The organism is Micromonospora sp. NPDC049679 (assembly GCF_040659735.1).
Lineage (GTDB): Bacteria > Actinomycetota > Actinomycetes > Mycobacteriales > Micromonosporaceae > Micromonospora_I.
This window is the reverse complement of record NZ_JBFANZ010000016.1, coordinates 19,957-32,737: the sequence shown is the minus strand read 5'-3', so window position 1 is coordinate 32,737 and position 12,781 is coordinate 19,957. Positions and strand designations below refer to the sequence as shown.

Here is a 12,781-nt window from a genome sequence, read left to right as displayed (position 1 = left end):
CGCGCCTCAGCCGCGCAACGTCTGCGACGGGCGGACGCCGTACCGGCTCCGGTAGGCGGCGGCGAAGCGGCCGAGGTGGCCGAAGCCCCAGCGGTGGACGACCTCGGCGACCGTGACGGTGCCCGGGTCGGCCCGGTGCAGCTCGTCGTGCGCCCGGTCCAGCCGAACCTGCCGCAGGTAGGCCATCGGGGAGAGCCCGAGGTGCCGTTGGAAGCCCTCCTGCAGCGAGCGCACGCTGGCGCCCGCGAGTTCGGCCAGCTCCACCGATGTGAACGCGCGTCCGGGGTCCGTGTGGATCGCGTCGATCACCCGTTTGACGGCGCGCGGTCGGCTCGGTTCGGCCGGCTCGGACAGCTCCCGCCGGTACTGGTGGTCCGCCGCGAGCAGCAGGCCGGTGAGGACGCTGTGCGAGAGCCGTTCGCCGAGCAGCGGATGGATCGCCGCGCCGCCGTTGTCGAACTCGTCGCGGAGCATGCCCGCCAGCCGCGCCCAGGTCCGCCCCGCGCCCCGTCGGGTGTCGAGGGTCGGCCCGAGTCGCAGCGGACCCCGGATCGGGTGTCCGAGCAGCGATTCGAGTTCCGTCTCGAGCGCCTGTTTCTCGATCTTGATGGAGAGCTGGCGGAAGTCCGGGCTCCAGCGGCGCAGCACGGTACGGCCGATGGGCCGATAGATCGCGGCGCGGTCGGGGCTGGCCGTGACGGTGTTGCCCCGGTGCTCGGTCTCCAGGTAACCGGCGAGCGGCAGATCGACGTGGTAGGCCTGCAGGTCCCCGGTGTCGATCGCGACGTCCGCGCCGAAGCGCAGGTCGCCGATGGTGATGGGGCCGAGCTGGAGGATCCGGAAGTCGAAGGTGAAGGGTTGCCGGCCGTTGAGCATCTCGAGCGCGACCGGGTACAGGAACCGGGCGATCAGGGCCTTCGTCTCGCTCATGTCCGAGCTCCGGAACGCCAGTGGCGCGGGCCGTCCCGGGTAAACCTTCTCGTCCGCCTGGGGCATGGGCGGAGTATTTTCGGCGTCCGGGGCGGAGTCAACCGATCATGATCCACCACACCCGGAAGCGTGACCGTTGGGTAGCGCACGGTATCGAGAATTGTTACCGTCGCTCGCGAAAAACAAGCCCGCCCCCCATCTGAGGTCTAAAAAGCAAGCATTGAGGGCGGCTGTTGCTCGCAGCTGCGAGTTAGAGTGACCGACATGCCTGCGTTCCGGATCGGTGAGGCCGCCGAGCTGCTCGGCGTCAGCACCGACACCGTCCGCCGCTGGGTCGACTCCGGCCGCCTCGTGGCCGCCCGCGACGCCCACGGTCATCGCCTGGTCGACGGCGTCGACCTCGCCGGGTTCGCCCGGTCGCTCTCGGACGGGCCCGATGAGGGCGCCGGGCGCTCCTCGGCGCGCAACCGGCTCCGCGGCATCGTCACCGCCGTCGCCCGCGACGCCGTGATGGCCCAGGTCGACATCCAGGCCGGCCCGTTCCGGGTCGTGGCGTTGATGAGCCGGGAAGCGGTCGACGAGCTCGATCTGCGGGTCGGCTCGGTCGCCGTGGCCGTGATCAAGTCGACCACCGTCCTGGTGGAGCTGCCGCGATGAAGCGGCGACAGGTCGTCGCCGCGCTCGCCGCCGGGCTCCTCCTGACCCTGGTCGCCGCGTGCGGTGGGGGAGCGGCCGCCCCCGCGGACGGCGCCCCGGTGACCGGACGCGTCACCGTGCTCGCCGCCGCGTCGCTGACCGAGGTGTTCACCCGCATCGGCGCCGACTTCGAGGCCGGCCACCCCGGTGTACGGGTCGTCTTCTCCTTCGCCGGCAGCTCGCAACTGGCGCGGCAGCTCGTCGCGGGCGCCCCGGCAGACGTCTTCGCCGCCGCCAATCCGGTAACGATGGCGACGGTGACCGCGAGCCGCGAAACCGACGGGACGCCCGCGGTCTTCGCCCGCAACCAGCTGGTGATCGCGGTGCCCGCCGGCAATCCCCGGCGGATCGTCGACCTCGGCGGCCTCGCCGCGGCCGGCACCCGGGTGGCGCTCTGCGCGCCGCAGGTGCCGTGCGGGGCGGCCGCGCGGACCGCGCTGGCCGCCGCCGGCGTCGCGTTCACCCCGGTCACCCTGGAACAGGACGTCAAGGCCGCGCTGGCCAAGCTGCGACTGGGCGAGGTCGACGCCGCGCTGGTCTACCGGACCGACGTCCGTGGACTCCGTGACGTCGAAGGGATCGAGTTCGCGCAGTCGACGGCGACGACGAACGATTACCCGGTGGTCGCGCTCGCGGACGCGCCCAACCGCGCCGGGGCCGCCGCGTTCGTCGCGTACCTGCTCTCCGCCGACGCCCGGGCGGTGCTCGCCGCCGCCGGCTTCGAGGCGCCCGCGTGACCGCGTTGCGCGAGGCGCCGCCCGACGCGCGGCGCGGTGACGGGCGCTCCCCGAACCGACGGCGGCGCGCCGGTTCGCGGGCCCCGCTGCTGCTGGTCGTCCCCGCCGTGATCGGGCTGGTCTTCCTCCTGCTGCCGTTGGCGGGGCTCCTCGTCCGGACACCCTGGACCACGCTGCCGCAGCGGCTGACCGCGCCCGGCGTGCTCGACGCACTGCGCCTGTCCCTGCTGAGCGCCACCCTCGCGACCATCGTCTGCGTCGTGCTCGGTGTGCCGCTGGCCTGGCTGCTCGCCCGCACGTCGTTTCCCGGGCAGCGACTGGTCCGCGCCCTGGTCACCGTGCCGCTCGTGCTGCCCCCGGTGGTCGGCGGCGTCGCCCTGCTCCTCGTCTTCGGCCGACGGGGTCTGCTCGGCGGCTGGCTCGACGCGACCTTCGGCGTCACGCTGGCGTTCACCACCACCGGCGTGGTGCTCGCCGAGACGTTCGTCGCCATGCCTTTCCTGGTCATCGCCGTCGAGGGCGCGCTGCGGGCCGCGGATCCGCGCTTCGAGGAGGCCGCCGCCACCCTCGGCGCCAGCCGTTGGACCGCCTTCCGGCGGGTGACGCTGCCGCTCGTCGCGCCCGGCGTCGCGGCCGGAGCGGTGCTCTGCTGGGCCCGCGCCCTGGGCGAGTTCGGCGCGACGATCACCTTCGCCGGCAACTACCCCGGCCGCACCCAGACCATGCCGCTCGCCGTCTACCTCGCGCTGGAGACCGACCTGCAGGCGGCCGTCGTGCTCAGCCTGGTGCTGCTCGTCGTCTCCGTCGCGATCCTCGCCGGTCTCCGGCATCGCTGGATCACGGCGTCGTGACCGCGACCCGTCCGCTGCTCGAGGCCCATCTGGTGGTCGACCGGGGGGTCTTCCGCCTCGACCTCGCCGTCTCGGCCGCCGCCGGGGAGGTGGTGGCGCTGCTCGGCCCCAACGGCGCCGGCAAGACCACCGCCCTGCGGGCGCTCGCCGGCCTGCTGCCCCTCGACGGTGGGCACATCGACCTGGCCGGTGAACGCCTCGACGACCCGGCCACGCGGCGGTTCCTCCCGGCCGAGCGGCGCCCGACCGGCGTGGTCTTCCAGGACTACCTGCTGTTTCCACACCTCACCGCGGTGGAGAACGTGGCGTTCGGGCCACGCTGCCGGGGCGTCCGCCGTCGGGAGGCCCGCGAGCAGGCCACCGCCTGGCTGCGTCGGGTGGGGCTCGCCGAGCACGCCCATCGCCGCCCGGGCGAACTCTCCGGCGGACAGGCGCAGCGGGTCGCGCTCGCCCGGGCGCTCGCCGTACGCCCAGCTCTTCTCCTGCTCGACGAGCCGCTCGCCGCGCTCGATGCCCGCGGCCGGCTCGACACCCGCGCCGAACTGCACCGGCACCTCGCCGACCATGCCGGCGCAACCCTGCTGGTGACCCATGATCCGCTCGACGCGATGGTGCTCGCCGACCGCCTGATCATCGTGGAGGACGGCCGGGTCGTGCAGGAAGGGGACGCGACGGCGGTGACCGCCCGCCCGCGCACCGAGTACGTGGCCCGGCTGGTCGGGCTCAACCTCTATCGCGGCCGGGGCGCCGGCACGACGGTGACGGTGGACGACAGCTTCACGCTGACGGTCACCGAGCCGCTGCACGGCGACGTCTTCGTCGCTTTTCCGCCGGCTGCCGTGGCGCTGCATGCCGAACCGGCCCGTGACGGCGCCGGCACGTGCTGGCGGGGGACGGTCAGCGGCGTCGAACGCCACGGCGACAACGTGCGCGTCCGGTTGACCGGCCCGGTGACCGCGCTGGCCGACGTCACCCCGGCCACCGCCGCCGAACTGCGGCTCCACCCGGGTCTGCCGCTCTGGGCCAGCGTCGCGCCGGCGCAGACCCGGGCCTATCCGGCGGCCTGACCGGCGCGGTTCCCGCGCCCGCGAGTTCCCGACCGGCGCTTCGTCCGGTGCCTTCTCAGCCCGCGCGTTCCCGCCGTGACACGTGACCCCACCCGATCGGTGCGCGGCGGACACCGTCATGCCGCCGCGACCCGAACCCGGGTCGCGGCGGCATGAGTCGGCGCTATCAGTTGCGGCGGTCGACGTCCACGTACGCGATCCGGTCCGTCGTGTCGCCATCCGGCTCATCCGAAGATTGACGGGCGGGGGAGATGGCGGCCCGGGCGGCGCTCCCGGCGAGCCAGCCGAGGGCGACGCCGACGGCGCCGGCGCCGATGAGCCATGCCCACGGCAGGCTGGGCCGTCGGCCGGCGAGCGCCTCGAGAGCCGCGTTGGCCCGACTCCACGCCTCGTCGGCAGCGGGACCGATCCGATTGCCCGCCTCGTCGGCGAGGTGTGAGGTCTGGCGCTTGGCCTGTCGTGCGGTGTCGCCGGCCGAGTTGACGGCGGAGACGAGCTGACTCCACGCCTGCTCGGCGATGCCGTCGACCTTGTTACCGCGTTCCAGCAGGTGCGTTCCGAGCATGGTGCTACCTCCTTGGGTGCCGAACGTAGCGGCCACTTCGGACCGAGGCGTCTGTTCGGCGCGGTTGCTTCTCCCGCAGGTGCCCGCTGGCCGTTTCCGGCAAACCCGTGATCGGGCCCCGCCCATGTGTGACCGCTGCGCGTCGGCAATGCGACAGGTCACGCCGCCCGGGTGCTGACCAGGGCATCCGTCGGTGCTGGGCTAGGGTCTGCCGGTCGCCCGCGGAGCGCTCGTGACCACCCGTCGACGAGCGGTCCGGGAGAAGCGGCAAGCCGTCCCGTACCGGCCCGATCGGCCGGTACGGGACGCCGCGCCGATCAGCCGTCGGTGCGCGGTCACATGTGGACCGGCCCCGGGCCCTCCTGTTTGCGACCGGCCTTCACCCAGAATGCGAGCCCGATCGCGACAACGGCCATCACGGCGCTGAGCGTGAACGCCAGGTGCATCCCGTCGAGGAAGGACAGCTCCGCGGCACGGGTCACGGCGGCCGCGACCTGCGGCGGCGTCTCGGGGCCGAGCGGCACCACGCCCGCCGCGACCGCACCCTTCATCTGCTCGACCTGGGCGTCGGTCGGCGCGGGGAGCCCGTTGGAGGCGAAGTGGCCGGGCAGGACCGCGGCGACCCGCGCGGTCATCACCGCGCCGAGCACGGCGGTACCCAGGGAACCGCCCACCTGCATCGCCGACTGCTGCACGCCCGAGGCCACCCCGGTCAGGTGTTCGGGGGAGTTGCCGACGATCACGTCGGTGGCCGCCACCATGACCGGCGCGAGCCCCAGGCCGAGCAGGAGGAAGGGGAGCGCCGTCGCCCCGTACCCGGCGTCGAGTTGCAGCCGGGACAGCAGGAACATCGCCACGGCGGTGACCACCAGCCCGCCGATGATGGGCACCCGCGGCCCGTACTTCGTGATGAGCGCGCCGGCCAACGGCGAGCTGATGATCATCATCAGGCTCATCGGCATCATCCGCAGACCCGATTCGACCGGCGAGAGGCGGTGCACGTTCTGCAGGAAGAAGGTCAGGAAGAAGAGCGAGCCGAACATCGAGAACGCGACGAGGACCATCAGCACCGTGCCGATGGAGACCGACGTCGACCGGAACAGGCTCAACGGCACCAGCGGCTCGGGGGCCCTGGCCTGCCAGAAGACGAACAGGCCGGTGAGGATGGCCGCGCCGGCGAAGAAGCCGAGACTGCGCGCGTCGCCCCAGCCCCATTCGGGGGCCTTGATGATGCCCCAGACCAGGCAGAACATGGCGCCGGAGAGCAGCACGATGCCGGCCACGTCGAGCCGGGCCAGGGCGGGCGCCTTGGACTCCTTCAACGCCCAGAGCCCGGCGGCCAGCGCGACGATGCCGACCGGGATGTTGATGAAGAAGACCGACTGCCAACTGACGTGCTCGACGAGGAGACCGCCGACGACCGGGCCGGCCGCGGTGGAGACGCCGAACGAGGCGCCCCAGACGCCGATCGCCATGTTGAGCTTTTCGGCCGGGAACGCGGCCCGGAGCAGCGCCAACGCGGTCGGCTGGAGCATCGCGCCGAAGAGCCCCTGCAGCACCCGGAACGCCACCACGGCGCCGATGCTGTGGGAGAGGCCGATCGCCAGCGAGGTCAGCGCAAACCCGACGACGCCGATGATGAAGATCTTCTTGTGCCCGAACCGGTCACCCAGCTTGCCGGCCGTGATCAGGAAGACCGCCAGGGCGAGCAGGTAGCCGCTGGTCACCCACTGGAGGTCGGCGAGGGACGCGCCGAGATCACGACCGATCTCCGGGTTGGCGATCGCGACCACCGTCCCGTCGAGCGCCACCATGATCACGCCGAGCGCCACCGACACCAGAGTCAGCCATGGATGGCCTTGCCCGGCGCGGCGCGCCCGCGGTGCGCCGGGCTGGTCGCTTTCTTCCGTTGTCGTCTGGGCCATCGCCCGAACCCCCGTTGACGTAGTTCGCGGCGGACGCGCGGTGGCGTCCGAGGTGATTGGGCGGAGTGGGGCGCCGACACCGCCCCTGCGGTCGGGACGGGCGTACCGGCGCGGACCAGGTTCGTGCGCGACCGGACGCGCAACCTGTCACGAGCCGAGGGTACGAAGACCGCGTGTTCGGTGGGTGCGGTTTCGGCCGACGTGTTCCAACGCACGTTTGCCGGGTACGGGTCCGGCGGCGACGCCGGCCGTGTAGGCGCGGGTCGCGTGATCAGGGCAGCTCCGGACCGGGTGCACCGCCGACGCGCGGGGGAGTCAGCGCTGATCACATGGCGGGACCGGACCGGCCGGGGCGGAACCGTCGGACGCGGTCGGATGGGCCGCTAGGGTGGTGGGCGTCGGCGGCACGGGGTCGGGGCCAGAAGGCCAATCGGCCAGTAAATGTGTCGTGGTTTGCCCAGACATATCCGGACATTAGTGGTGGTGCGGGCGGGATCCATCCGGCCAAGGGGTGGCGCCGAGTTGGCCGGCGGAATACGCTCGGTCGCGGCCCGCGTACTGATGAAGCGCCCGTCATGGGCGAGTGGAGGTGCTCGCGTGAGCCTGTCGATTGTCACTTCGACGCTGCCCGGCGGGGTGGTCGAGATCGCTCCTCGTGGAGAGATCGATGTGGACACGGCGCATGAGGTGCGCGAAGCGATCGCCGGGGTGTTGACCAACACCCGGCCGACCCGGATCCAGCTCAACATGCGGCTCGTCACCTTCATCGATTCGGTCGGCATCAGCGCGATGGTCGCCGGATTCCAGACCGCCGAGGTGAGTGGCGTCAAGCTTGTCGTCACCGAGCCCAGCAGATTTGTCCACCGGCAGCTCTGGGTCACCGGCCTTCTCGGGCTCTTCGGCGCCCCCGAGCCCTATTACGCCGGCGCCGGCCAGATGCCCGAGGCCCAGCTCCCCGGCGTCTGATCCACCGGCGCCGTGGCGCCCCGCTACAGCAGAGCCGAGCGGGGGCCGCGGTGCGGAGCGGCGCGGCAGACCGCCGTGGGAGGCGTGCCGTTCGGCTTCCGCCGACCGGCGCCTTTCATCCAAGCCAAGAAAGGGCCTCTCGCTGCCGCTTTCGCAGAGCGAGAGGCCCGTCCGCCGTCCGTCAGCCGGTGACGGTGAACGGCACGGTGACGATCGACTGCCGCCCGTCCGCAGCCGTGGCGTCGACCCGTACCGTCGTCGGCGCGTTACCGATCGCGTTCCAGACCTCCAGCCGTACACACCCGTTGGTCATGCCCGCGAGAGCGCCCGAGGAGGAGAGCAGCCCCGCGCCCTGGGTGTAGCTCTCCGTGCCCGCCACCGGGTCCGTGGCGAAATAGCGGTACGTCTCGACGCGGCTGTAACTGCCGGAACCGGTGAGGTCGTACGAGATACGGGCCTGCACCCCCGCCCCGACCGCCGTGCCCGCGTCCACGTGCAGCGCGAACGCGCTCGCCCCTGAGCCGTACCCGCCGGTGATCCCGCATCCGGTGAAGGTCACCGGGTTGTGCGGGGTGCCGTCGTGGTTGCCCCCACCCGCCGAGGGGACGGTCACCGTCGTCGCGCCGGCGCCCGCGGTGTCGGCGAGTACGCCGCCGGTGCGGAGGTGGAGCTGGTTGGAGCGCAGCGGCGGTTGCGTCGGGCCCGGCGTGGGACCGGTCGTCGGGCCCGCGGTCGGGCTGGCCGTCGGCGTGCCTCCGCCGCCTCCGCCGCTCGCGCTGCCGCCGCTCCAGGTGAGGGCGCCGGTGGTCGCGGTCCGTCCAGCAGGGACGGTCAGCGTCGTGCCGGTGGAGAAGGTCACCGTGATCGGGTTGGCGGTGATGTTGGACGCCACGTACGTGCGGGCGCCCCCTTTGCTGAACACCCCGTACAGCGGGGTGTTCGCGGTGACGCCGGTGTCCACCTGTCCGAGCGCCGCGAGGTTACGGATCCAGTGGAAGGTGTGCGCCCGGCTCTCGCCCTCCTCCACCGCGTAACCGGGGTTGGCCCGGAAGCTGGCGAGCGCGCCGTCGCCGTTGCCCAACGCCTGGAAGGACCAGAGCACGTCCTGCCAGACGGTCGGTTGGCCGCCGTTGTTACGGACCAGTTCGTTCCAGTTGGTCGTCACGTACCCGGGCCGATGGCCGAGGTAGAGCGACCCGCCGGTGATCGGCAGCATGTTGATGCCCTGGATCATCTCGGGCTCACCACTGAACCAGGTCGCGTACGCCCCGCCGTCACCCCAGACCATGCCGACCGTGCTGTGGCCGAACGCGGCGGGGAAGTTGGTGTCGGCGGAGTCGAACCAGTACTCCTGGATCGCCTGGGCCTGCGTCGTGTAGATGTAGAGGCCGGCGTCGCGGATCGCGGTGTTGCCGGTGGCCAGCCCCCACTGGATGAGGGCGTTGGCGAAGTTCATCCCCTCCGACGAGGATTCCTGGTTGTTGCCGGCGCCGAACGCGCCGTGGCCAGAGGCCCAGTCATGCCCGGCGAAGATGTCGAAGTCGCGCAGGAACGGGAACATGGTGTCCGCGCGGTCGTAGCTGTTGGCGTCCCGGATCAGCAGGTTGACCATGCCGCCGTACCGGCTCGTCGCGGCCCACGCCGGGTCGAACTTGGCCAGCGTGGCCGCCGCGGCGATGTAGTAGCCGTAGTGGAAGTGATGGTCGTTGAGGTCGGTGTCCGACCCGTACGAGGCGGGGTAGCCGACGAGGGTGCCCCAGGCCTGGTCGTAGGCGAAGAGCCGCTCGGTCTTTCCCGCGGAGGCGGTGAACCAGTCGGTCAGCCGGTTCCTGATCGCGCCCAGCAGCAGGTCGCGCTGGGCGGTCCGGCCGAGCTGGTCGGCGATCTCGGCGAGCCGGGCCGCGCGTCCCAGCGCCTTGCCCGTCCAGTACGTGTCGTTGCCGAAACCGGCCAGCGGGTCGCCGGTCGCCACCTGGTCGAGGTAGCCGCCGAGCGTCGCGAGGTCGGCGCCGCTGCCGGTGGCGACCGCCGGCACCTCGGGCAGCACGCCGTTGTAACGGATCGCGGTGGTGAAGGCCGCCGCCCCGACGAGGCTCTTCATCGGGCCGCGGGGTGAGACGTAGGTCTGCGCGATCGGGGTGGCGGCGCTGAGACTCTTCCACTGGTGCGGGTAGAGCGAGATGACCGTCCCGTTCGCCGAGCCCTCGCGCCGGGTGGTGGTGACCGCGTAGGTGGCGTTGACCACGCTCGCCGACTGGTTGTAGCTCCACGAGACTCGGGTGCCGGTGACATGCGCGTGCGCGTACTGGCCGTAGCTGTCCATCAGCGCGGTGCGCTCGGCGGCCGGGGTGGTCGCCGTCGTGGGCAGCAGCGCGACGGAGAAGTAGCCGCGACCGGCGAGCGTGGAGCTGATCGTCGTGCCGGCCACCGTCCAGGTCGCCCCGGTGGGCGCGTACCCGACGTAGTCGTGGCCGCGGACGGAGAAGCCGATCCGGGTGCCGCTGGTCGCCCAGACGGTGGGCGTGCCGCCGAAGCGGAGCTCCGCGTTGCCCCCGGTGACCTGCGCGTACAGGAACGGCAGTCCGTGGCCGATGGTGGTCTTGAGGGTGCGGGTCCCGTCGGACCAGGCGGGCGTCACCGTCCAGTCGCTCCAGCCGTCGACCTTGACGTCGGGGGAGTTGAGGCCGGCGACCCCGAGGGTGAACTCGGTGGAGTAGGGGAAGTGGTACTCGCCGACGCCGGTGGCCGAGCCGGAGATGGCGGCCTCGGTGGTGTAGGAGACGCCGAGGCCACCGGCGACCGGGTCGAACGACATGGGATGCGCGTGCAGCGGTTCGGAGTAGGCGCAGTCGTACCGCTTGAAGAGCAGCGACGACCACCAGTCGTTGGTGGGTACGGCGCCGCCGGGGGCGTTGCCGGTGACGAACTGGCGGGGGTTGGTGGCGATGTTGCCGCAGGCGGTGGGGGCGGCGCCGCCGGCGGGGCGGGTGGTCGCGTAGCTCCCGGCGCCGAGGGTGGCCGCGTCGGCCGGGCGCAGCGCGCCGAAGGTGAGGACGCCGGCCGCGAGCGCCACGATCGTGGTTGCCGCGAGCGCACGTCGTCGCGGGGCGACGTCGGTGCCGCGCGTGCGCGCACCGGCGTGGTGAGCGCCGCCGGGTACGACGCGACGGATGGAGAGCTTCATCGTTCCTCCGGTTCCGGGGTGCTGGCACGGCAGCGAGAAGATTTCGCATGCATTAACCAGTCGTTGCGTGGAGGTCACCAGAAGGGCTGGATCCTGTCAATATTCGGCGAGCATCTTTAACGGATCGCTCAGTCGCCCGAACGGGTGCATTGACATCGACGGCTGCCGGGGTATATAACTCCACCAGAGAGCGCTCTCACAGCATCGGAACGAGAGCCGACGTGGGTGGTCGGCCGATCACGTGGAGTGTGTGAAAGAGCGCTCTCTCGTCAGCGGAATCGGGCGGGAAACGCGATACCGTGCGGCTCTCCGCGCATTCCGCCATTACCGCGCGCCCCCATCCGCGCAACGCGAAATGATCGCTCTCATCAGCGCGATGAAGGCGATCATGAATGGTCGCGACGGGTCGCGGTGCTGCAGCGGGGATGCGACGCGCGTCTGCGTCGACGACGCGGCGTTCGACTCGACCCGCAGCGGCCGCTGAACACGATCGTGCGGCTGGTGCCACCCGTCCCGGGTGGCGCCAGCCGCACGATTCAGGTCAGTTCATCGACAGGTGCACGTGGTTCGTGTGGTCGCTGGAGGGGTCGCCGTTGCCGTTGTTGTAGGCGCGCCACCCGCTGCTCGGCAGCCAGATCCGCTTGAACCAGATCACGTAGAGCACGCCGAGCCGATCGGCGTTGTTGATGAAGTAGTTGGCGAGGTTGTTGCCGTACGTCCGGTCGCCGCCGCTCGCGACCCCGCCGAACCCGCCCGTCTGGGCCGCGAAGTCGCAGGCGCGACCGAGGGGGTGCTCGCCCGGGCCGCCGTCGTCGCGGAAGCAGGCGACGAAGCGCTCGAAGCCGGCGGCCTTCGCCTGACTCAACGCGTGTGCGGTGCGCGGCGTGAGGCAGCCGCCCGTCGTCGGGTCGTCGACGCTGCAGGACTCGCCCGGGAAGGAGCCGTCGGGATTGCGCCGGGCCGGCGCGGCGGACGCGGAGCCGCCGCTCACCCCGCCGGCGGCCTGTCCGCCGCCGGCCGCGGCGAGCGCCCGTTCGGCCTGCTCTTTGCGCTTCGCCATCACCGTGAGCTGCTTCTTCTGCTCCCCGACTTCCTTGTCGATCGCGGCCTTGGCGCGGGTCTCCTGGTCGCGCGTGGTGATCAGCGCATTCAGCTTGCTCTCCTCGCCGGCGGCAACGGCGCTCACCGTGGAGGCGCGGCTGACGAAGTCGTCGGGGGAGCCGCTGTTGAGCAGGGCGGAGACGGGACCGAGCCGACCGGTCCGGTAGACCTGGCCGGCGAGCGCGCCCACGGTCTCCGTGCGGACGACGAGCTCCGCCTCGACGGTCTTGAGGTGGGCGTCGAGCTCCTTCTGCCGCTTCATGGAGTTGTTGAGCGCCGCCTTGGCGTCCACGAAGCCCTTGCTCGCCGCGTTGAGTTGCTCACGCAGCTTGGGGGTGCCGCCTTCGTCGATGTCGCCGGGCGCCGCCCGGAGGCCGGCCGGCGCGGCGGCGGGCGGGGCCGCGGCGGCGGGTGAGCCGGTGACGGCGATCACCGCGAGGAGCGCCGCGAACGTCCGTCGTACGGGGGGCTTCAACGTCACATTCCAGTCCTTCCGTCAGCCGCCGGCCGGGTTAGCTGACGGGTTCGGGACGGAAGATCCCTACCGCTGACGCGGATGCACCCCACCTACGTGGTTCCCCGGCTCGCCCTTCGGCGATTAGGCGACGGCTCCCACCGGCGCCGGAGGGGCGCCGCCTGGCGGAAGCCGGTCCCGACACTACCGGCGGGCGCGGGTTCGGATCTGCGACGGTTGAGCCTTTTATACCGATAACTCGTGACATATGACGGCAGAAGATCGAGATGAGGTCACGAAATTTA

General features: G+C 71.9%; 10 protein-coding genes and 1 riboswitch. Of the genes, 5 read left to right on the top strand and 5 right to left on the bottom strand.

Translation table 11 applies throughout. The features are described from left to right. Positions 1–6: 6 nt before the first annotated feature. Positions 7–930 (bottom strand): AraC family transcriptional regulator, encoded by a 924-nt coding sequence (locus AB0J06_RS12925; RefSeq protein WP_357427847.1) that lies wholly within the window; start codon positions 928–930, stop codon positions 7–9. 264 nt (positions 931–1,194) lie between these two features. Here AB0J06_RS12925 and AB0J06_RS12920 point away from each other — a divergent pair, with 264 nt between their 5' ends. The 4 genes from AB0J06_RS12920 to AB0J06_RS12905 all read left to right on the top strand — a co-directional run bounded on the left by AB0J06_RS12920 (position 1,195) and on the right by AB0J06_RS12905 (position 4,281). Continuing rightward, entirely contained in the window at positions 1,195–1,587 is a 393-nt protein-coding gene (locus AB0J06_RS12920; protein ID WP_357427845.1) for a helix-turn-helix transcriptional regulator, read from the top strand. Next, positions 1,584–2,363, top strand: coding sequence for a molybdate ABC transporter substrate-binding protein (gene modA / locus AB0J06_RS12915; RefSeq protein ID WP_357427843.1), 780 nt, complete (start codon positions 1,584–1,586; stop codon positions 2,361–2,363). The genes AB0J06_RS12920 and modA overlap by 4 nt, the downstream gene beginning before the upstream one ends. An 86-nt stretch (positions 2,364–2,449) precedes the next feature. Beyond that, positions 2,450–3,214, top strand: coding sequence for an ABC transporter permease (locus tag AB0J06_RS12910; protein WP_357428002.1), 765 nt, complete (start codon positions 2,450–2,452; stop codon positions 3,212–3,214). Next, positions 3,211–4,281 carry an ABC transporter ATP-binding protein gene (locus tag AB0J06_RS12905; protein WP_357427841.1) on the top strand — a complete coding sequence of 357 codons (1,071 nt, stop codon included), beginning with the start codon at positions 3,211–3,213 and terminating at the stop codon, positions 4,279–4,281. Before AB0J06_RS12910 ends, AB0J06_RS12905 begins: the two co-directional genes overlap by 4 nt. Before the next feature lie 166 nt (positions 4,282–4,447). On the opposite strand, the gene AB0J06_RS12900 is transcribed toward AB0J06_RS12905, so the two are convergent. Continuing rightward, on the bottom strand, positions 4,448–4,846 hold the full coding sequence (locus tag AB0J06_RS12900) for a hypothetical protein (protein ID WP_357427839.1): 399 nt from the start codon (positions 4,844–4,846) through the stop codon (positions 4,448–4,450). A 335-nt stretch (positions 4,847–5,181) separates the two neighbouring features. Continuing rightward, entirely contained in the window at positions 5,182–6,771 is a 1,590-nt protein-coding gene (locus AB0J06_RS12895) for an MFS transporter (protein WP_357427837.1), read from the bottom strand. A gap of 597 nt (positions 6,772–7,368) precedes the next feature. On the opposite strand from AB0J06_RS12895, the gene AB0J06_RS12890 reads away from it, so the two are divergent. Next, entirely contained in the window at positions 7,369–7,737 is a 369-nt protein-coding gene (locus AB0J06_RS12890; RefSeq protein ID WP_357427835.1) for an STAS domain-containing protein, read from the top strand. Between the two features lie 181 nt (positions 7,738–7,918). Here the strand turns inward: AB0J06_RS12890 and AB0J06_RS12885 are convergent, their stop codons facing one another. Beyond that, positions 7,919–10,921 carry a glycosyl hydrolase gene (locus AB0J06_RS12885; protein ID WP_357427833.1) on the bottom strand — a complete coding sequence of 1,001 codons (3,003 nt, stop codon included), beginning with the start codon at positions 10,919–10,921 and terminating at the stop codon, positions 7,919–7,921. A 541-nt stretch (positions 10,922–11,462) separates the two neighbouring features. After that, positions 11,463–12,503 carry a hypothetical protein gene (locus AB0J06_RS12880; protein WP_357427831.1) on the bottom strand — a complete coding sequence of 347 codons (1,041 nt, stop codon included), beginning with the start codon at positions 12,501–12,503 and terminating at the stop codon, positions 11,463–11,465. Between the two features lie 4 nt (positions 12,504–12,507). After that, positions 12,508–12,637: riboswitch (cyclic di-AMP (ydaO/yuaA leader) on the bottom strand. Positions 12,638–12,781: the final 144 nt, after the last annotated feature.

Coding starts and splice junctions, on each gene's coding strand:
- modA (WP_357427843.1), top strand. CDS start 1,584: ATGAAGCGGCGACAGGTCGTCGCCGCGCTCGCCGCCGGGCTCCTCCTG.
- AB0J06_RS12895 (WP_357427837.1), bottom strand. CDS start 6,771: ATGGCCCAGACGACAACGGAAGAAAGCGACCAGCCCGGCGCACCGCGG.
- AB0J06_RS12900 (WP_357427839.1), bottom strand. CDS start 4,846: ATGCTCGGAACGCACCTGCTGGAACGCGGTAACAAGGTCGACGGCATC.
- AB0J06_RS12885 (WP_357427833.1), bottom strand. CDS start 10,921: ATGAAGCTCTCCATCCGTCGCGTCGTACCCGGCGGCGCTCACCACGCC.
- AB0J06_RS12920 (WP_357427845.1), top strand. CDS start 1,195: ATGCCTGCGTTCCGGATCGGTGAGGCCGCCGAGCTGCTCGGCGTCAGC.
- AB0J06_RS12925 (WP_357427847.1), bottom strand. CDS start 930: ATGAGCGAGACGAAGGCCCTGATCGCCCGGTTCCTGTACCCGGTCGCG.